This window comes from Halorientalis brevis, from assembly GCF_023077655.1.
In genome coordinates, this window is the sequence record NZ_JALLGV010000001.1 from 365,530 (window position 1) to 385,701 (window position 20,172).

General features: G+C 64.2%; 20 protein-coding genes. 16 read left to right on the plus strand and 4 right to left on the minus strand.

Features of this window, described 5'->3' with window-relative positions:
• Positions 1–3 precede the first annotated feature (3 nt).
• The 4 genes from MU553_RS01900 to ribH form a co-directional block, all read right to left on the minus strand.
• Entirely contained in the window at positions 4–1,284 is a 1,281-nt protein-coding gene (locus MU553_RS01900) for a TIGR00341 family protein (protein WP_247374182.1), read from the minus strand.
• A 114-nt stretch (positions 1,285–1,398) separates the two neighbouring features.
• Positions 1,399–1,902 (minus strand): hypothetical protein, encoded by a 504-nt coding sequence (locus MU553_RS01905; RefSeq protein WP_247374185.1) that lies wholly within the window; start codon positions 1,900–1,902, stop codon positions 1,399–1,401.
• A 63-nt stretch (positions 1,903–1,965) separates the two neighbouring features.
• Positions 1,966–3,114, minus strand: coding sequence for a pyridoxal phosphate-dependent aminotransferase (locus tag MU553_RS01910; RefSeq protein ID WP_345893344.1), 1,149 nt, complete (start codon positions 3,112–3,114; stop codon positions 1,966–1,968).
• On the minus strand, positions 3,111–3,515 hold the full coding sequence (ribH, locus tag MU553_RS01915; protein ID WP_247374198.1) for a 6,7-dimethyl-8-ribityllumazine synthase: 405 nt from the start codon (positions 3,513–3,515) through the stop codon (positions 3,111–3,113). Before ribH ends, MU553_RS01910 begins: the two co-directional genes overlap by 4 nt.
• Before the next feature lie 100 nt (positions 3,516–3,615).
• Between ribH and MU553_RS01920 the strand changes: the two genes are divergently transcribed.
• From MU553_RS01920 to MU553_RS01995, 16 genes are all read left to right on the plus strand, one after another.
• Positions 3,616–5,388: a flippase activity-associated protein Agl23 gene (locus MU553_RS01920; protein WP_247374200.1), complete on the plus strand. Its 1,773-nt coding sequence runs from the start codon at positions 3,616–3,618 to the stop codon at positions 5,386–5,388.
• A gap of 72 nt (positions 5,389–5,460) precedes the next feature.
• A complete protein-coding gene (locus MU553_RS01925; RefSeq protein ID WP_247374202.1) occupies positions 5,461–6,615 on the plus strand; it encodes a 5-(carboxyamino)imidazole ribonucleotide synthase in 1,155 nt (384 codons plus the stop codon).
• Positions 6,612–7,259, plus strand: a complete 648-nt coding sequence (locus MU553_RS01930) for an AIR carboxylase family protein (RefSeq protein WP_247374211.1) — start codon at positions 6,612–6,614, stop codon at positions 7,257–7,259. The genes MU553_RS01925 and MU553_RS01930 overlap by 4 nt, the downstream gene beginning before the upstream one ends.
• Before the next feature lie 184 nt (positions 7,260–7,443).
• Entirely contained in the window at positions 7,444–8,133 is a 690-nt protein-coding gene (locus tag MU553_RS01935; protein ID WP_247374213.1) for a hypothetical protein, read from the plus strand.
• Between the two features lie 325 nt (positions 8,134–8,458).
• Positions 8,459–8,872 carry an NADH-quinone oxidoreductase subunit A gene (locus MU553_RS01940; protein ID WP_247374216.1) on the plus strand — a complete coding sequence of 138 codons (414 nt, stop codon included), beginning with the start codon at positions 8,459–8,461 and terminating at the stop codon, positions 8,870–8,872.
• Between the two features lie 47 nt (positions 8,873–8,919).
• Positions 8,920–9,555: an NADH-quinone oxidoreductase subunit B gene (locus tag MU553_RS01945; protein ID WP_379814345.1), complete on the plus strand. Its 636-nt coding sequence runs from the start codon at positions 8,920–8,922 to the stop codon at positions 9,553–9,555.
• Complete coding sequence (locus MU553_RS01950; RefSeq protein WP_247374220.1) at positions 9,552–11,231, plus strand: NADH-quinone oxidoreductase subunit D; 1,680 nt, start codon at positions 9,552–9,554, stop codon at positions 11,229–11,231. Before MU553_RS01945 ends, MU553_RS01950 begins: the two co-directional genes overlap by 4 nt.
• Positions 11,231–12,298: a complex I subunit 1/NuoH family protein gene (locus tag MU553_RS01955; protein ID WP_247374222.1), complete on the plus strand. Its 1,068-nt coding sequence runs from the start codon at positions 11,231–11,233 to the stop codon at positions 12,296–12,298. The genes MU553_RS01950 and MU553_RS01955 overlap by 1 nt, the downstream gene beginning before the upstream one ends.
• 37 nt (positions 12,299–12,335) lie before the next feature.
• Positions 12,336–12,797 (plus strand): NuoI/complex I 23 kDa subunit family protein, encoded by a 462-nt coding sequence (locus MU553_RS01960; RefSeq protein WP_247374225.1) that lies wholly within the window; start codon positions 12,336–12,338, stop codon positions 12,795–12,797.
• Between the two features lie 199 nt (positions 12,798–12,996).
• Positions 12,997–13,761 carry a hypothetical protein gene (locus MU553_RS01965; RefSeq protein WP_247374227.1) on the plus strand — a complete coding sequence of 255 codons (765 nt, stop codon included), beginning with the start codon at positions 12,997–12,999 and terminating at the stop codon, positions 13,759–13,761.
• A 159-nt stretch (positions 13,762–13,920) separates the two neighbouring features.
• On the plus strand, positions 13,921–14,196 hold the full coding sequence (locus MU553_RS01970; RefSeq protein ID WP_247374229.1) for an NADH-quinone oxidoreductase subunit J: 276 nt from the start codon (positions 13,921–13,923) through the stop codon (positions 14,194–14,196).
• Positions 14,193–14,558 carry an NADH dehydrogenase subunit 6 gene (locus tag MU553_RS01975; protein ID WP_247374231.1) on the plus strand — a complete coding sequence of 122 codons (366 nt, stop codon included), beginning with the start codon at positions 14,193–14,195 and terminating at the stop codon, positions 14,556–14,558. Before MU553_RS01970 ends, MU553_RS01975 begins: the two co-directional genes overlap by 4 nt.
• Positions 14,559–14,864 carry an NADH-quinone oxidoreductase subunit NuoK gene (nuoK, locus tag MU553_RS01980; RefSeq protein WP_247374234.1) on the plus strand — a complete coding sequence of 102 codons (306 nt, stop codon included), beginning with the start codon at positions 14,559–14,561 and terminating at the stop codon, positions 14,862–14,864.
• Position 14,865: 1 nt separating this feature from the next.
• A complete protein-coding gene (gene nuoL / locus MU553_RS01985; RefSeq protein ID WP_247374245.1) occupies positions 14,866–16,971 on the plus strand; it encodes an NADH-quinone oxidoreductase subunit L in 2,106 nt (701 codons plus the stop codon).
• The gene (locus tag MU553_RS01990; protein ID WP_247374248.1) at positions 16,972–18,495 is read left to right on the plus strand and encodes a complex I subunit 4 family protein; all 1,524 of its coding nucleotides are present in this window, start codon (positions 16,972–16,974) and stop codon (positions 18,493–18,495) included.
• Complete coding sequence (locus MU553_RS01995; protein ID WP_247374250.1) at positions 18,496–20,013, plus strand: NADH-quinone oxidoreductase subunit N; 1,518 nt, start codon at positions 18,496–18,498, stop codon at positions 20,011–20,013.
• The last annotated feature ends 159 nt before the right edge of the window (positions 20,014–20,172 follow it).

The following is a 20,172-nucleotide window of genomic DNA, read 5'->3' on the forward strand; positions in this document are numbered from 1 at the left end:
GCCTCAGTGCTCGTAGTCGACGAACCTGACTCGAACGGCGACGGTCCGCCCAGTTTTCTCGCGAATGGCGCGCTCGAGCACCGACGGTAACTCCGAGAACTCGCGGTCGGACGTGCGGCTGATCGTGACCGTAATCACGGGCTCTTGCTGGACGAACACCGGGGACGTGTACTCCATCGTCAGCCCTGCAGACTGGAGGCTCTCGTACTGTCCGTCGTCCAGCGTGTTCGAGACAGCGACGTTGACCTGCTGTTCGAACACGGCCTGCTGTGTGAACCCACCGAGGACGACCAGGGAGATGAACGCAGCGAGCAGGAGCGTCGTCCCGACGACGACCCGGGCTTTCGTCGACTCCGGGACGAACGAGCCGTCGCTGTTCTGTTCGTCCGGTCTGTAACCGAGATACAGCAACGCGGCGAACGCGCCGACGTTGACGGCCACGACGGTGACAACGAGCAAGAGTAGGGACCCCACCGTGACGAGGACGTTCTGCCAGGCGAGGGCGATCCCGGTCGTCGCCGCCGTCGGGATGAGGGCAGCCGCGATCATCACTCCCACGAGACTCACGCGACCCTTCGTGGCGATACTGAACGCGCCCGCCGCGCCGGCAGCGAGCCCGACGGCCGCCGACAGGACTCCGGGGGAGACGCGGAGTGCGACGAGTTCCAGCGTTTCGATCGCCAGCGTGGGCGGCACGATTTGCAATCCACGGACGAGCATGCTCACGACGACGGCGCCGAGGATAGCTACCCCTAATCCGAGCGCCTGCATGTGGAGGCTCTGGACGACCATCCGACGGTCATTGCGGACCGCGCCGACGCTCGCGGTCAGCATCGGGCCGACAAGCGGGGCGATGACCATCGACCCGACGATGATCGCCGGCGACCCGAGCAACAGTCCCGCGGTGGCGACGATCGTACTCAGAAACATCAGCCAGACGTACGACCGGGTGTTCAGCCGGATGTCCTTGGCCTTCGACCGGAGGGTTCGCGGAGCGATCTTGTTCGAGGTGTTCGCCCAGTGGTCCTGGACGGAGTCGAGCCCCTCGACTTCGGCGAACTCCGCGCTGAGCGAGACGGTGAACTGATCCTCCTCGAACCCGGTCTCCCGGAGATCTTCGAGCACGTGCTCGACGGCGTCCGCCGGCAGGACGAACGAGACCAGCGACCGGTCGGACTGCTCGCCCGCGCCCGCCGTGATGGTGTAGCCGAGATTGTTGTCACGAAGCACGTCGAGGACGGCGTCGCGCGTGTCGTCGGAGACTGAGATCTGCACGAGCCGCATGGGATCGGTACGCCGAGGCGGCGGAAAAGGATTGGTCCGCCCGCTTGCGGTTTTCACCCACATACGACCGGAACACAGGCAGATCGGTGTCGATCCCAGCGGCGTCCGAACCGCTCACTCGTCGGCGCGCGTCCGCCGGAGGGAGTCATCGTCGACGTAGTAGACGTACGTCTGCGTGAACCAGTCGGCGTGGACGTCAGTGGCCGTCTGCGTTCCGGCTGTCGGACCGCGGGTGTTCGAATAGCCGGTACAGCTCACGATCGCCTCGTACCCGTCGCCGGCGGGGCCGACCTCGTTCACGGAACAGTCCAGCGTCACGTTCGTGTGCTCGTTGACCCACAGCGAGTTGTACACGTAGCGGTACTCGTGGGTCTTCGCGAACTCGCGGACGCGCTCGGTCGTGAGGGTCGCTGGCCGGTCGGGTTGTGACTTCGGTCCCTCGGGCCACTCGACGGTCGCGTTCTCGTCGGGCGTCGGTTCGTCGGTCGTCGTCGACGGCGACTCCGTCGCGGTCGGAACGGCTGTCTCGGTGTCCGTGGGCGTCTGGCCGGGGCCACCCACACAGCCAGCGACCAGCATCGCGGCGACGAGCAAGAGCGGAAGCGCGCGCTGGATCATCCTACTCGATTGCTGTCCAGCCAGGGATATACGCCTTGGTGAGAGTAAAAGAGCGGTGTGAGTCTACAGGTAGCCGTTCTCGGCGAGTCGGTCGACGCCTTCCTTGAGGCGCTCTTTGCTCGCCGCGTAAGAGAGCCGGGCGTAACCGGGCGTCCCGAACGCGCTGCCCGGAACCGTGGCGACGTGGGCGTCCTCGATGGCGCCCTCACACCAGGCCTGGTCGTCGTCGTCGACCGGGAGCATCATGTAGAACGCGCCGTCGCCGACCGGCACGTCGACGCCGTGCTCGGCGAACAGGTCCGCGAGCATGTCGCGCCGTTCCTCGAACGCGTCGCGCATCTCGACGACGGACTCCTCGGTGTTCTCCAGTGCTTCGACGCCCGCGTGCTGGACGAAGTTGACGGCACACGAGACGGAGTGGCTGTGCAGTTTGCCCGCCTGGGAGATCAGTTCCTCGGGGCCGGCGAAGTAGCCCAGCCGCCAGCCGGTCATCGCGTAGGCCTTCGAGAAGCCGTTGACCGTGATCGTGCGGTCGCCCATCTCGTCGAGCGTGCCCAGACTCGTGTGCTCGACGCCGTAGGTGATCTCCTTGTAGATCTCGTCGGAGATCACGGTGATGTCGTGCTCGACGGCGAGGTCGCGGACGCCTTCGAGGGCGGCGTCGGAGTAGACGGCTCCAGTGGGGTTCGACGGGGAGTTGACGACGAGCAGTTCGGTGTCGTCAGAGACCGCGTCGGCGAGTTCGTCCAGCGCGGGCTCGAGCTGGAAGTCGTGGGGCGAGAGGTCGACCCGGGACAGCGAGCCGCCGGCCATCTTGACCATCGCCTCGTAGGAGACCCACGCGGGGTCCAGCAGGCAGACCTCGTCGCCGTCGTCGATGAGCGACATGAAGATCTCGAAGAGGGACTGCTTCCCACCGGGGGTGACGATGACGTTGTCGGCCTCGTAGTCCAGGCCGTCGTCCTGCAGTTTGTTCGCGATGGCCTCTCGGAGTTGTGGGATGCCGTTCGAGGACGTGTAGCCGGTGTGGCCGGCGTCCATCGCGTCCTTCCCAGCCTGTTTGACGTTCTCGGGGGTATCGAAGTCCGGTTCGCCGACCGAGAGGTCCACGACGTCGACGCCGTCGGCCTCCAGTTCGGACGCCAGGTTGCTGATCGCGAGAGTTGCGCTCGGTTCGACTCGTCGTACGCGGGATGCAAAGTCCATGCTCATGCTAGTGACTCCACGAGGTCGACGGCTCCTTCCAGTGCGCTCGCGCCGTAGCCGGTGCGAGCGTGGGCCTCGTCCATGCTCATGCCGGGGCCAGTGACGCCCAGCGTGACGGGGGTGTCTCGGTCGAGGCTCACCTCGGTCAGGCCCTGGGCCATCGCGTTGCCGATGATCTCGTCGTGGTCGGTGTCACCCGACTTGATGGCGCCGATGACCGTGACTGCGTCGATGTCGTCCCGACGAGCCAGCCGATCCGCTGCCAGCGGTGCGTCGTACGCACCGGGGACGTGCGTGGTCTCGACGACCTCCGCGTCCAGTTCCTCGGCGGCTTCCAAGGCCGTCCGCTCCATTTCCTCGGTGACGTCGCGATTGAACCTCGCGACCACCAGTCCGAGCCGTACCATATGGCGGGGATAGCAACGGGGACCTAAAGAAATACCGTTCGGCACCGACGGGCATCCGGAACCAGAAGAATCCTAACCCCCGGGAGCATGACGACTCACAATGGCAACGGTCGAGGACGACGACTCGCCCTCCACGACTGATAGTAGCCACCAGTCCGAGACCGGCTTTCTCACCAGATACGGCGTCGACCGCCTGACCCTCGCGGTCGGCGCCGTCGTGGCGTTCGCTCTCCTCATCCGCCTGTTCGCCCTCGGCGAGCGCACCGCCCACTGGGACGAAGCCCGCGTCGGCTGGTGGATTCTCGACTACATGCAAACCGGCGACATGTACTATCGCCCGATCATCCACGGTCCCTTCTACCACCACGTCAACGCGCTCGTGTTCGATCTGTTCGGCGTTTCGGACGCGAACATGCGCCTGGTCGTGGCGCTGCTGGGTGGCCTGACGCCGCTGGCAGCCCTCGGTCTCCGCGAGCGGCTCCGCGACGTGGAAGTCGGGGCGCTGGCGCTGCTGCTCGCCGTCAACCCGCTCTTGCTGTACTACTCCCGGTTCATGCGCGGGGACCCCCTCGTCGCCTTCTTCATGCTGTTCGCGTTCGTGCTGTTCGTCCGCCTCATCGACACCGGCCGGCGGCGATACCTCTTTGCGGGCGTCGCCTGCGTCGCGCTCGCGACCACCGCCAAAGAGAACGTGCTCATCTACCTGGTGACCTGGCTGGGCGCGACAGTGCTTTTGCTCGACCACCGACTCCTCTACGCGACCGAACAAGACCAGAAGTGGTCGACGCTGCTGTGGGAGTACGTCAAAACGACCGCCTATAAGCTCTGGCACTGGCTGCCGTCCCTGCTGTTCGCGATCCTCGAATTCGTGGCTATCATCGTGTACTTCTACGCGCCGCGCGGGGACCTGGAGGGGACGGATCTCGAGGGAACGGCGACGTTCGGCGACGCGCTGAACGATCCCACGCTGTTTCCCGCCGTCATCGAGGAAGCGGTCGTCGGTTCCTGGAAGCGGTTCTTCGGCCTCTGGGTCAACGGCGGCCACCAGGACCACTCCTACCTCCCGTATCTTGGCGACCTCCTCGAAACGCTGGGATACGGCGCGCTGGCGCTGTGCCTGCTCGCCGTGCTGGGATTCGTCGTCGACCGGTACGCAGAGGACGGGCCGCGAGACGTCGTCGCGTTCAGTTTTTACGCGGGCTTCGTCTCCGTGCTCGGCTACCCGATCATCACGGACATCCAAGCACCGTGGGCGGGAATGCACGCCGTCGTCCCGCTGGCGATCCCCGCCGCCGTCGGGGTGGCGGTGATCGTTCGCTGGGGCCGGTCGGCACTCGCCCGTGACGACTCACTGTCCGTCGGACTCAGCGCAATGCTGTTGCTGGTCATCGTCGGCTTCGTCGCCTTCTCCGCGGGCCAGTGGGTGTACATGCAACCCCAGTCCGACGAGAACAAGCTCGTCCAGTACGCACAGCCCGCCGGCAACCTCCAGCCGTCGCTCGACCGGATGGCCGCCGCGTCGGATCGGCACGACAACGGGACCGACGTGCTGTTGTACGGGTCGTTCTTCGTGGACGGAGCCGAAGAGGCCGATAGGCAACCCGCGTGCGCGAAGTGGTTCAACTCGCTCCCCTTACCCTGGTACTTCGAGAAGCAGAACTCGACGGTGAGCTGTGCCGACGACTCGGCCGAGTTGAGCGAGTACGAGTCGGACCCGCCGCCGGTCATCATCACGCGGCAGTCCGAGAAAGACACGGTCCGCCAGGAGTTCCCGGACTACTGGCTCGCGACCTACGAACTGCGCTCCTACGGGACGGAGACCGTCTTCCTGTTCCACCCGGACTACGCCACGGAACCCAACGCGACCGGGTAGCTCGGGCGCAGTTGGACGGGGAGCGACCCGCTGTAACAACGCTTAAGCAGGTCGCTCGGGAAGCGGCGCCCAATGACACTCACCTCGCCAGGACCGACGCTGGGTGTGGTCGGTGGCGGCCAACTCGGCCGGATGCTCGCTGAAGCCGCCGGGCCGCTGGGCGTCGAACTCGTCGTCTCGGACCCGACGCCGGACGCACCGGCCGCACCGGTCGTCCGCGACCAGGTCGTCGGAGACTTCGACGACCACGACGCGCTCCACGAACTCGGCGAACGCGCCGACTACCTCACCTACGAGATCGAACTGGCCGACCCGGACCTCCTCGAAGCGGTCAGCGAGGAGACCGGCGTGCCGGTCCACCCGGCACCCGACACGCTCCGACTCATCGAAGACAAACTGGTCCAGAAAGAACGGCTTCAGGACGCGGGCGTCCCTGTTCCGGCGTTCCGACAGGTCGATACCGAGGACGAACTTCGGGACGCGCTCGACGAGCTGGGCTATCCCGCGATGCTGAAAGCCCGGACCGGCGGGTACGACGGCCGCGGGAACATCCTCGTCGAGTCGCCCGACGACGTCGCGGCGGCGTTTGACGAGATCGCGGGCCCGGCGATGGTCGAGGAGTTCCTCGACTTCGAGCGCGAACTCGCCGTCATGGGCTGTCGCGGCGCCCACGAGACGACGACGTTCCCCGTGACCGAGACGATCCACGAGGAAGAGATCCTCCGCGAAACAGTCTCGCCCGCACGCGCGAGTGAAGTGGTCCGGAAAGACGCCCGAGACGTCGCGACCGACGTCCTCGACGTGATGGAGGGCCGGGGCGTCTTCGGGATCGAACTGTTCGACACCGGCGAGGAGATCCTGCTCAACGAGATCGCACCGCGGCCCCACAACTCCGGCCACTGGACCATCGAGGGCTGTCACACCTCCCAGTTCGAACAGCACGTCCGCGCCGTGACCGGCCGTCCGCTCGGGTCGACAGAGCGCCGAGCGCCGACCGTCTCGGCCAACATCCTCGGCGACGTTGCCGAGCGTCAGGACGCAACGCTCACCGGCGAAGAGTCGGTGTTCAAGACCCCGCAGGCACACCTCCACTGGTACGGAAAGAAAGAGGTCTACGAGCTCCGAAAGATGGGCCACGTGACCCTGACCGGTGACGCCGACGACGACCCAACGGAACTGCTCGAATCGGTACGCGAACTGCGCGACGGACTCACCTTCCAGTCATGACCACCGCAGAGAACGTTCAGTCACTCATCGACGACCTCGAAGCACAGGCACAGCAGGACACCCCCGACGAGGCGACGCCCGAGATCGGCATCATCATGGGGTCCGACTCGGACCTCGACGTGATGGCCGGGTCCGAAGCGGGCCGCCCCGGCGCGTACGACGTTCTGACGGAGGAACTCGGCTTCGAGGAACAGACCGACTACGACGACCCCCCCGAGTCGCGGTTCACGTTCGAGACGTTCGTCGTCTCGGCCCACCGCACCCCAGGACTGATGTACACCTACGCGGAGACGGCTGCAGACCGCGGACTGGACGTCATCATCGCTGGCGCGGGTGGAAAATCCGCCGACCTGCCGAACATGACCGCCTCGATCGCCTACCCGCTCCCGGTCATCGGGGTCCCGGTCCAGGAGAAGTCGCTCCCGTCGGTCATCGGGATGCCCCAGGGAGCCCCAATCGTGGCCGTCGACGCCGGCAAGTCGTTCAACGCCGCGCTGTCGGCCGTCCAGATACTCGCCCGCCAGCACGAGGACCTCCGCGACCGTCTCGTCTCCTATCACGAGGGGCTCCAGGACGGCGTCGGCGACGTCTCGCGTGACCTGCACGAACTCGGCACGCCCGAGTTCAAATCGCAGCGGGACTGAGCCTCCCGGAACCACGCTGTTCTGGAACGACCAGCCCTTTCAGTAACCGCTACGGGTAGCCGAAAGTATAAGCACATTTTCTAAAACCCCACACATAACAGAACACTGTGACACTCAGTTATAATATGGTGAACATATGTTGACACACAATAGCATTTTATGACCAATAGACAAACTAGCTGGCATGGGACGATTAGCAACCCGGCAGACTGTCGGCGTCCTGTTGATGAGTCTGTTGCTGGTACTGGCAGGCTGTAACACCGGCGGACAGTCACCCACCACGGACGCGCCCACAGACGCACCCGCGGAAGGGGACGGGGGTGGGTCAGATCCAGGGGAGATCGGACTCTCGACCTACGAGTTCACTGACGGTGAGTCGTACACCTACGACAGCTCGTTGTTCGGATCGACGGCGACGGAGACGTGGACAGTCGTCGCAGTGGACGGTGACGACGTGACAGTCGAGGTCACCTCCAGCAACGGAGACACGACCAAGAACACGACGATCACGGGAACGCACAGCGAGATCGTGCGAAAAGCGGGTCGTGACGAGGTGGCTGGGATGTTCGTCTACGCACGCGCGCCGCTCGCGATCGCTGGGATGGGCGACGGGTCCGGTCAGAACTTCACCGTCGACGGCAACGAACTCCCGACGAACAGTTCGGTGGCTGGCCGAACTGCGACGGTCGCACCGCAGGGAGAAACAACCGTGAACGGCATTCAGTGTACCGAGTACGTCGTCGTCCCCGAAGACTCCCAGCAGCAACTCCGGACCTGCGTCAACGAGGACTATCCCTTCGCCGTCTCGATGCGCGGTTCGCAGGCCGGACAAACCTTCCTGACGATGGAACTCGTCGATTCGAACCGGCCGTAGCGTTCCGTCGGGTGCGCGCCGATGCGTCGCCTCCGTCGAGCGTAGTCCCGACGCTTCCACTGGATCGAGCCGTGACGGGAGCCAGAAAGACCAGCTTACGAAGCAGCGATCGTCAGTTGGCAGACGAGTGCATACGGCGTTACTACGGCTCGTAGCATCCTCTGTACCCGGTTCCCGGCAGGTAGATGCGGGTAGGGTATGCGAAGTCGAGGTCGGGGAACACCGGTGACCGCTCGCCCGAGGAAGTAACGAGCGGGGCCAAATCCGGAAGAATGAACCCTTATATGGCCCCGTTCCTAACCCGCAAAACGATAGGTGCACACGGATGAGCAATCCATGGATAGCCATCGGGGCGCTGGCGCTGGTTGGTGTACTCATCCCACTTGGGATGATGGCGATTTCAAAGCTTCTCCGGCCAAGCGTGCCCGAGCAAGGGAAACTCACCACCTACGAGAGCGGTGAAATTCCGACGGGTGACACCCGCATACGGTTCAACATCCAGTACTACATGGTCGCGCTCCTGTTCGTTGTCTTCGACATCGAGACCGTCCTCATCTTCCCCTGGACGGTCATTTACCGGAGCGCACTGGAGAGCGGCGTCGGGCTGGACAAGGCCCTGGCGCCGATGCTGGTGTTCATCGGCGTACTCGTCATCGGTCTCGGGTGGGCTTGGCGCAACGGCGCAGTCAAATGGGTCCGCTCCCCGCGGGCTGCGAGTGAACGGAGGACAAACCAATGAGCAGTAACGACACGACAAACGACTCACTTTCGACGCAGGAAGCCCGGATGGGGCAGGAAGCGGACAACCGGTTCAACTCACCGCTTCGGGAGGCGTTCGGCTCGTCGCCGTTCATCCTCACGAAGTTCGACAAGTTCATGAACTGGGTCCGGGGTTCCTCGATGTTCATGCTGCAGTTCGGAATCGCCTGCTGCAGCATCGAGATGATTCACACGTACGCGATCAAACACGACCTGGACCGCTTCGGTGCAGGGGTTCCGCGTGCGTCACCACGACAGGCTGACGTGATTATCGTTCCGGGGACGATCGTCTCGAAGTTCGCGCCCCGGATGAAGCGCGTCTACGACCAGATGCCCGAGCCGAAGTTCGTCGTCGGCATGGGCTCGTGTACGATCTCTGGTGGCCCGTTCCAGGAAGGATACAACGTCATCAAAGGTGCAGAGGAAGTCATTCCGGTGGACATTCACGTCCCCGGCTGTCCGCCGCGCCCGGAGGCACTCATCTACGGAGTCGCGAAGCTCCAGGAACGTGTCGCCAACGGCGAGTCCGCACCCGTGACGGTCAAACCCTACGAGCTGGAGCAGTTCGGCGACCTCGAACGCGACGAGATCGTCCAGAAGCTCGCCGACCAGATCGACGAGGACGACCTCGTCATGCGCTATAACTGGACTGATTCGCCATGAGTTTAGAAGAACCACGCGACGCCGAGATGGAAGTCGGCGTCACCGACGACGGCCTCGACTACGACGCTCTGGAAACCCTCCTGGGTGACCTGGTCCTCGACCGCGAGGAGCACGTCAACGCCGAGGGGTTCGTCGTCCGTCCCGACGACGTCCAGGACGCACTCAGCACGCTGAAGCAGGACGCCGGTTTCGACCACTGCTCGTGCGTCACTGCCCAGGAGTACCAGGACCGCTACGAGTCCATCTACCACCTCAAGAAGTACGACGACCCGACGCAGGAGCTGTCGGTCGTCGTGCCGACCAGCAAAGACGATCCGGTCAGTCAGAGCGCGAACGACGTCTATCGAACCGCAGACTGGCACGAGCGGGAGGCCTACGACCTCGTCGGCATCGAGTACGAGGATCACCCGGACCTGCGCCGCATCCTCCTGCCCGAGACCTGGCAGGGCCATCCCCTGTCGCTGGACTACAATCAGACCCAGCCCCAGATCGTCTCGCTGCGCGAGCACGCCAACCCGCTGCAGGAGGACCACCGTGCGGGCGAGAACTCGGACACGATGTTCATCAACATCGGCCCGCACCACCCTGCGACGCACGGCGTCCTGCACGTCAAGACCGTCCTGGACGGCGAGCAGGTGGCCGACCTCGACCCCGACATCGGCTATCTCCACCGCTGTGAGGAGCAGCTCTGTCAGCAGGGAACGTACCGCCACCAGATCATGCCGTACCCGGACCGCTGGGACTACATCTCGGCGGGGCTGCTGAACGAGTGGGCGTACGCGCGCGCCGCGGAGGACCTCGCAGACATCGAGGTGCCCGAATACGCCCAGGTCATCCGGACGATGGGCGCGGAACTCTCCCGCATCGCCTCGCACATGCTCGCGCTCGCGACGTTCGCGCTGGACGTCTACGGCGACTTCACGGCGATCTTCCAGTACGGCATTCGCGACCGCGAGATCGCACAGGACATCCTCGAAGACCTCACCGGCCAGCGGCTGATGTTCAACTACTTCCGGCTCGGTGGCGTCGTGTGGGACCTGCCCGAACCCCGCGAGGAGTTCTTCGAGAAGATTCGTGACTTCCTCGACGGCATGCCGGAGAAGCTAGAGGAGTACCACAACCTCATCACGAGCAACGAGATCTTCCAGCTCCGGTGTGTCGACACCGGCGTGCTGGAGCCGGAGGTCGCCAAGAACTACGGCGCGACCGGCCCGGTCGCTCGTGGCTCGGGCATCGACTACGACCTGCGGCGCGACGACCCGTACGGCTACTACGACGAACTCGACTGGGACGTCGTCACCGAGGACGGCTGCGACAACTACGCGCGCGTCCTCGTGCGCATGCAGGAGGTCGAGGAGTCCGCGAAGATCATCGGGCAGTGTGTCGACCTGCTGGAGGACTGGCCCGAAGACGAGCGCGAGATTCAGGCCAACGTCCCGCGGACGCTCAAGCCCGACCCCGACACGGAGATCTACCGCGCGGTCGAAGGGGCCAAGGGCGAACTCGGGATCTACATCCGCTCGGACGGGACGGACAAGCCCGCCCGGTTCAAGATCCGCAGCCCGTGTTTCTCGAACCTGCAGACGCTGCCCGTGATGTCCGAGGGCGAGTACATCCCGGACATGGTCGCGTCGCTTGGTAGCCTCGACATCGTGCTCGGGGAGGTGGATCGGTGATGGTACCGCTCCAGAACGCACCGAGTGCACCGCTGCCGGAGACCCTCGTCGACCTGCTGGGTCTCAACGCCGACAATCCGCTGCACTTCTTCCTGGCAGCGATCATCGCGTCGGCGCTGGTCGGCACGTTCATGCTGACGAACACGGCACTGGTCATCTGGGCGAAGCGGAAGATCACGGCCGCGTTCACGGACCGCATCGCGATCAACCGAGTCGGACCGTTCGGCCTGCTCATCATCGTGGCTGACGCGGTTCGACTCCTCTCGAAGGAACTCATCGTTCCGGAAAAAGTCGACCGCCCGGCCTACGACCTCGCGCCGCTCGTGCTCGCGAGCTCGGCGCTGCTCGGCTTCGCGGTCATCCCGATGGGCAACGGTATCCAGGTCGCCGACCCCGAGACGGGGCTGGCGTACGTCTTCGCCGTCGCCTCGATCGCGTCAATCGGCCTCGTGATGGCCGGCTACGCATCGAACAACAAGTACTCGTTCCTCGGCTCGCTGCGTGCAGTCGCGCAGAACCTGGCCTACGAGATCCCGCTGGTACTGACCGGCGCGTCCGTCGTCATCTTCGCGGGCACGCTGCAGATGAGCGAGATCGTCGCCGCACAGACCGAGACGCTGTTCTCGATCGGTGGCCTGGCCATCCCGTCGTGGTACGCGTTCGTGAACCCGTTCGCGTTCGTGCTGTTCATGGTCGCGAACCTCGCGGAGGTCGGACGGAACCCGTTCGACATCCCCGAGGCGCCGACCGAGATCGTCGCCGGGTACCAGACCGAGTACTCGTCGGTGTACTTCGTCCTGCTGTACCTGGGCGAGTTCATCCACGTGTTCCTCGGCGGTGCCATCATCGCGACGATCTTCCTCGGCGGCCCGGCCGGCCCGGTCCTGCCGGGGATCGTCTGGTTCGTCATCAAGATCTGGGGCGTGTTCCTGTTCACGCAGTGGGCGCGGTCGGCGCTCCCCCGCGTGCGCATCGACCAGCTCATCGAGATCGGCTGGAAGGGCATGCTCGTGCTCTCGCTGGCGAACCTCGTCCTGACGGCCGTCCTCGTGGGGGTGGTCGTCTGATGTACTCGACGCGTTCCACGACCGGAGGTGACTACCAATGATCGGACTCCTCAAAGGCATGGCGACGACGATGAAACACGCGCTCGACGGCGAGACGTTCACCGTCGAGTATCCAGACACCGCACCCGACGTGAGCCCGCGCTTCCGCGGCGTTCACAAGTTCAGCCAGGAACGCTGCATCTGGTGTCGGCAGTGTGAGAACGTCTGCCCGAACAACACGATCAACATCGTCACCGACGAACAGCGCAACGGCGAGCAGTACAACCTCCACATCGGCCAGTGTATCTACTGCCGACTCTGCGAGGAGGTCTGTCCCGTCGACGCCATCCTGCTCACCCAGAACTTCGAGTTCACCGCCGACACCAAGGACGAACTCGCCTACAACAAAGAGCAGCTCAAGAACGTCCCGTGGTACAAAGACATCGACCCGCTCGAATCGCGTGAGCCGGACCGCGGCGCGTGGATCGGCGAAGGCGACGGCGAAGTCGACTACCAATAACCACTTTTTACTCACTCGGGTTTCCTCGCTCACTTCGTTCGCTGCGGGAACCACTCGTTCGCAAAACCTGGACTAAAACTTGCTCCGCGCTCGTTATACTCGCGCGGAGTGAGCCGGCTCACTTCGTTCGCCGGATGCTTGTTTTATGATGGCCCCACCGACCCCAACGCTGAATGTCGCTTAGACTGTACGTTTGCCCATGCAGTGGGTCGTGAGTCGATACGTGGACGACCCGACGAACGCGGCGGATGTCCGCCGACTCTTCTGTCGCGTTGCGGCCGTCTTCAGCGGGGTGTGGTTCGCGACCGTGTATCTGGGGACCGCAATCTTCGATCCCGTTCAGCGTGAGGCGCTCGCAACAGGGGAATGGACCAGCCTCGAACTCGCCGGGTTGGTCGTCGGAGCGGTGGCTATGAGTCTCTTTTGTGTACTGAACGCCGGCTACGTCGGCGGGTGGCTCTGGAACCGGTTGGCTGAACACAGTGGAAGCAACCTGACAGCAGGGGGCGGGACAGTCGTAGGCGGCACCATTGGACTCGTGACCTATCTCACCGGGACGATGCCCATCGCAGCCTTCCTTGCGGCCAGGTTCGTGATGGGAGCGCCAGGTCTCCCATCCGTACTGAGTGGAGAGCCAAGTAAAGCCATTATCACACTTCTCACTGCTGGCGGCCTGTGGCTCTACTTCACGCTTTTCGGCGCCGCCGTCATGGCAGTGGTCACCCTCGGCATCCCGTTCTTCCTCAGCGTTGCAGTCGGACGCGCGCTCGGTGCGACCGCCGAGCAGAATCGAACACCATGCGATTCCGCTCGTTCCGTGACTGTTAGGGTACCGCTCGATCGCAAAACCGGCACTCCAATCACTCGTTCACCGCAGAAATACTCGCTTGCGACTCGGAGGTCCGTCGTACCGTTTCCGCGTGGTATCTCCTCTAAAAAACTCCCGGTCGAAAGCCGGTCTTAGTGACACCGGAGGACCAGTTGTGACGAATTGTCACACGTAGTTCACACCCCGAGCACAAAATAACCGTGGATTAGTTGGCAGATTCGAGGGGTCATAGCGCACGCGCGTGAATTTGATAAAGAAATCTTCAAAGGCCCGCCGGAAGGAGACTCATGTAAGATGGCACTGTACGAAACCATAGCGTTCGGGTTGTTCGCGTTCGTAACCCTCGCGAGCGCCCTGGGCGTCGTCCTACTCCGGGACGTGTGGCACTCCGCGCTCATGCTCGGGATCGCACTGCTGAGCGTGGCCGTCCACTACGTGATGTTGCGCGCCGAATTCGTGGCGGCGATGCAGATACTCGTGTACGTGGGCGGTGTGCTGATCCTGATCACCTTCGCCGTCATGCTCACCCGCCAGGAGAGCATGGACGAGCTAAGTGAGGTGACCACATGACTACCCGACCCGAGATCGCGACCGAGGCGAACTGGCTCACCGGGCTGGCCGCGGCCGCGCTGTTCGCCGTGTTGGCCGTCGTGTTCCTGGGTGCTGACCTGCCCAGCGCAGCCGGCTTCCCCGGAAGCGGCTCGATCACCGCGTCGATCGGCTACGCGATGTTCAACATGGGCGACCTGGCTGCCTACGAGAGCGAGCAGTTCCTGGTCGTGTTCGAGATCATCGACGTCGTGCTGGTCGCCGCGCTGGTCGGCGCGGTCATGCTCGCCCGACGCGAGGAAGGGAGCGTCCGCGGCGCACTGACCGACGGCGGTCGGGACATCCGGCGCACGCTCGAAAACGACGAGGGAGGTGACGACTGAATGGCCGTTCCAGCCGAGTACTACCTCGTCCTGTCGGCGGGCGTATTCTGTATCGGCCTGTTCGGCATCCTGACGCGAAAGAACGCGCTCATCTTCCTGATGTCGGTCGAGCTGATGCTCAACGCAGCGAACATCAACCTCGTCGCGTTCTCGTTCCTGTGGGGCAACCTCACGGGACAGGTCTTTTCCCTGTTCACGATGGCGTTAGCGGCCGCCGAAGTGGCGGTCGGTATCGGCATCATCATGGTTCTCTACCGGAACTTCCAGGACGTCGACGTGACCAAAGCGACGACGATGAGGTGGTAAGATGGCAGGAGAAACACTCACCGCGTACGCGTTCGTGCCCGCGATAGCGGCACTCCCGTTCGTCTCCTTCCTGATCTCGCTGCTGTTCGGGCGTTACATGCCCAAGGGAGGTGCATTAGCCGGCATCTTCGCGCTCGCCGGCTCGCTGGCGATTTCGATTGCGACCCTACTGACCGTCGCCGGGATCCTTCCCGGTGAAACGGCCCATCACGCGACGATCTGGCACTGGGTGTCCGGGATCAACACGTTCGACCTGCATCTGGGCGTGTACATCGATCCCCTGTCGGCGCTCATGCTGGTCATCGTCTCGTTGATCGCACTGCTCGTGTTCATCTTCTCGCTCGGATACATGAACGACGAGGGCGAGACGGGGCTGGCACGCTACTACGCCTCCCTCTCGCTGTTCAGCTTCAGCATGCTCGCCTTCGTGTTCTCGGACAACATCCTGATGGCGTTCATGTTCTTCGAGCTGGTGGGCCTGTGTTCGTTCCTGCTCATCGGCTTCTGGTTCCGCGAGGACGGCCCGCCGAGCGCAGCGAAGAAGGCGTTCCTGGTCACCCGCTTCGGTGACTTCTTCTTCCTGATCGGCGTCGTCGGCATCTTCGCGACCTTCGGCACGGGGCTGTTCGCGAGCGTCCACGGCGACGGGACGACGCTCCACAGCTTCCCGCACATGGCCGAACAGATGCTCACGGGCGGAGAGACGCCCGAGGCCGCGAGCGAGATGCTCAGCCTCGTGCCGTTCGGTGCTCAGGAGTGGATCACGATCCTGGGCGTGCTCGTACTGGGCGGTGTGATCGGCAAGTCCGCGCAGTTCCCGCTGCACACGTGGCTGCCCGACGCGATGGAAGGTCCGACCCCCGTCTCCGCGCTCATTCACGCGGCGACGATGGTCGCGGCCGGCGTCTATCTCGTCGCGCGCATGTACGGGTTCTACGCGCTGTCGCCGACGGCGCTCGCGATCATCGCGCTGACGGGCGGGTTCACGGCGCTCGTCGCCGCGACGATGGGCGTCGTCAAACAGGAGATCAAGCAGGTGCTGGCGTACTCCACCATCTCCCAGTACGGGTACATCATGCTCGCGCTGGGTTCGGGTGGCTACATCGCTGCTGTGTTCCACCTGACGACCCACGCCGTGTTCAAAGCCCTCCTCTTCCTCGGCGCAGGGTCGGTCATCATCGCGATGCACCACAACGAGAACATGTGGGACATGGGCGGCCTGAAAGAGAAGATGCCCGTGACCTACTACGCGTTCCTCTCCGGATCGCTCGCACTCGCTGGCATCGTCCCGTTCTCGGGCTTCTGGTCCAAAGACGAAGTGCTGTTCGAGGCGCTCATCCACGGGCTTGGCGGAAACCCGCTGTTCCTCGCCGCGTGGGCGATGGGTCTGCTGGCGGTGTTCTTCACCGGGTTCTACACCTTCCGGATGGTCCTGCTCACGTTCCACGGTGAGCCGCGGTCCGACACCGCAGAGGACCCACACGGCGTGCGCTGGAACGTCAAGGTTCCACTCGCCGTTCTCGGGATTCTGGCAGCGACGATCGGGTTCATCAACATGGCCCCGGTCGCGAAGATCACGGGTGCACACATCGACTTCCTGCACACGTGGCTCGGCGGATCTGAACTCGTCGCCGATGAGTTCGGCACTGGACTGCACCACTACGAAGTGGTGCTCGAAGAAGTCGCGGGCGTCTCCGCGGCCTACCCGCTCGGCGAACTCGGTACGATGCTAGCATCGGCCGCCGTCTCGCTGGGCCTGGCGCTGTTCGGTGCAGGGCTGGCCTGGATGCTGTACAGCGGGCCGGAACCCACCGAGCACACGAACAAACTCGGAGGTGTGAAGACGATACTCATGCACAACTACTACCAGGACGAGTACCAGGTCTGGCTGGCACAGGGCTTTACGCTGCCGCTGGCTCGTGCAGCCGACCGCTTCGACCAGGGAATCATCGACGGCGTCGTCAACGGCATCAGTAGCGTGAGCCTGTTCTCGGGCGACCGCGTCCGCCGTATCCAGACCGGTGTCGTCAGCAACTACGCCGCACTCCTGACGCTCGGACTGACGCTGTTGCTTGTCGCGTTCGGCATCGTCGGGGGGTGGTTCTAGATGCTGGTCGAACTCCTCTTCGTCACGGCACTGCTGTCGTCGGTGCTCGTGATGCTCGCACCCGACGAGTACGCCGGCAAGTTCGCAGCAGCACTCAGCGTCGTCCCGGCCGTGCTGAGCCTCTGGATGTACAGCATCTTCGACGGCTCGGGCAACGCGCTGCTGGGCGGCGAACTCGCCTTCGAGACGATGGCCGAGTGGATCTCGTTCGGTGCCTACACGATCAACTGGCACGTGGGCCTCGACGGCGTCAGCATGCCGCTGATCGTGCTGACCACCATCCTGACCACGCTCGCGATCGTCAGCGCGTGGACGCCCATCGACGAGCGGGAGTCCCAGTTCTACGGCCTCGTCCTCTTCATGGAGGCGAGCCTCATCGGCGTGTTCGCCGCACTGGACTTTTTCCTCTGGTTCGTCTTCTGGGAGGCAGTCCTCGTGCCGATGTACCTGCTGATCGGCGTCTGGGGCGGCCCGCGCCGGAAGTACGCCGCCATCAAGTTCTTCGTCTACACGAACGTGGCGAGCCTGGTGATGTTCGTGGGCTTTTTCGCCCTCGTCTTCGGCCTCGGCGACTCGATCACGTCGCTGGGCCTGCCCGAAATCGCCCAGGCACTGAACGACGGCCAGCTCAGTTCGCTGGCCGGCATCGAGCCGGGCATGCTGAAGCTCCTGGCGTTCATCGCCATGTTCGGCGGATTCGCGGTCAAGGTGCCCGTCGTTCCGTTCCACACGTGGCTGCCGGACGCCCACGTCGAAGCACCGACCCCGGTGTCGGTGCTCCTGGCCGGCGTCCTGCTGAAGATGGGGACCTACGCACTGTTGCGGTTCAACTTCACGATGCTCGCCGACGTGGCGAAGGCCAACGCGGAGATCATCGCCATCTTCGGCGTCGTGAGCATCATCTACGGGGCGATGCTGGCGCTGGCCCAGCAGGACTTAAAGCGGATCGTCGCGTACTCCTCCATCTCGTCGATGGGATACGTCATCCTGGGCCTCGTCGCCTTCACGCCACACGGCGTCGGCGGCGCGACGTTCCAGATGGTCAGCCACGGGCTGATCTCCGGGCTGATGTTCATGACGGTCGGCGTCATCTACAACGAGACGCACACGCGGATGATCGGCGACATGTCCGGGATGGCCGACCGGATGCCCGTCACCGCCGGCGTGTTCGTCGCCGCGGCGTTCGGGTACATGGGCCTGCCGCTCATGTCCGGATTCGTCGGTGAGGTGCTCGTGTTCCTCGGTTCGTTCCACTCCGAGGTCATCCAGGCCGCACCGCTGTTCACCGGTATCGGGATGTTCGGTATCGTGATCGTGGCCGGCTACCTGCTGCGGGCGATGCAGAAGACGCTGTTCGGGCCGTTCCGGCTCGAAACTGACTACGAGGTCGGACGCGCGCCGTTCCAGGACGTCGCACCACTGATCGTCCTGCTCCTGCTCGTCATCGCGCTCGGTGTCGCACCGGACCTGTTCTACACGATGATCCAAGATGCGATTACGCCGATGCTGGGAGGTGGTGCCTAAATGATTCCGCTACAATCCGGCGCGCCGCTGCCGCTGTGGACGTCGCTGGCACCCACCCTCGCCCTCGGACTGACGGCGCTGGTGCTGCTCGTGGTGGACAGTATCGACCCAGATTCGAGCGCGCCGGGCCTGCTGGCCGGAATCGCGAGCCTCGGCTCGCTGGTTGCGCTTGTGATCACCGGCTGGTTCCTCGTCGCTGGGACCGGCATGGAACGCACCGGCGGTGCGATCGTCCAGTTCAGCGGGGCACTCGTCGTCGACGGGATGAGCCTGTTCTTCACGTTCATCTTCGCGAGCGTGGCAGCGCTCGTCACCGTCGCGAGCTACGACTACCTGAAAGGGCACGATTACGAGGCCGAGTACTACGCGCTCGTGATGCTCGCTGCGACGGGGATGAGCCTGATGGCTTCGGCCAACAGCCTCGCCACGGCGTTCGTGAGCCTCGAACTCGCGAGCCTGCCCTCGTTCGCGCTCGTCGCGTTCCTCAAGAACAACCGCGGGAGCGTCGAGGCGGGCCTGAAGTACTTCCTCATCGGCGCGCTGTCCTCGGCCGTCTTCGCGTACGGGATCAGTCTGGTGTACGCCGCGACCGGCGTCCTGAAACTGCCGGCCATCGCGAGCGTCATCACGGCTGGCGAGTTGCTCGACCCCGGCATCCTCGGCGTCGGCATCCTGATGATCGTCGGCGGCGTCGCCTACAAGACCGCCTCCGTCCCGTTCCACTTCTGGGCGCCGGAGGCCTACGAAGGCGCACCCGCACCGATCTCGGGCTTCCTCTCGTCGGCCTCGAAGGCCGCCGGGTTCGTCCTGGCGTTCCGCGTGTTCACCGTCGCGTTCCCGATCGAAGCGGTCGCCGGCGTCGCCATCGACTGGGGCCTGGCCTTTACGGTCCTGGCAGTGGTGACGATGACGCTCGGGAACTTCGCGGCTGCAACGCAGGACAAGGTCAAGCGCATGCTGGCGTATTCCTCGATCGGACACGCCGGCTACGCGCTGATCGGGCTGGCCGTGCTCTCGGGTGCTGCTGACCAGAGCTTCGCGCTCGGAGCCAGCATGATGCACCTGTTCGTCTACGGCTTCATGAACACGGGCGCGTTCCTGTTCATCGCACTCGCCGAGTACTGGGGTGTCGGGCGCACCTTCGAGGACTACAACGGACTCGCCAAGCAGGCACCGATCGCCTGTACCGCGATGACCATCTTCCTCTTTAGCCTCGCCGGGCTCCCGATCGGCGGCGGCTTCTTCTCGAAGTACGCCCTGCTGGTCGCGGCGACGAGCGCGAGCGCGTGGCTGCTGGCCGCGGCGCTCATCGTCAACAGCGCGCTGTCGCTGTTCTACTACTCGCGGGTCGTCAAGGCGATGTGGATCGAGGAACCCGACGGGAGCTTCGAGGTCTCCTCGTACCCGACGGGCCTGTACGCCGCGGTCGTCGCCGCCGGCGTCATGACGTTCCTGCTGCTGGTCGCGTTCGGTCCCGTCTCCAGCACGGCGACCGACGCCGCCGCGATGCTGTTCTAACCACCGAACACGCGATTCGTTTTTCTGCCCGACTCGAACGCTCACAGCGGCAGCGAAGTCGCAGTACTCGGCCGGAGCGTTGGCTCGGCACCTCGTTCAGAAAGTCTGGAAAGCCGCGAGTCGTCGAAATGACTCCCGTGAAGGAGCACCGCGGGCGTG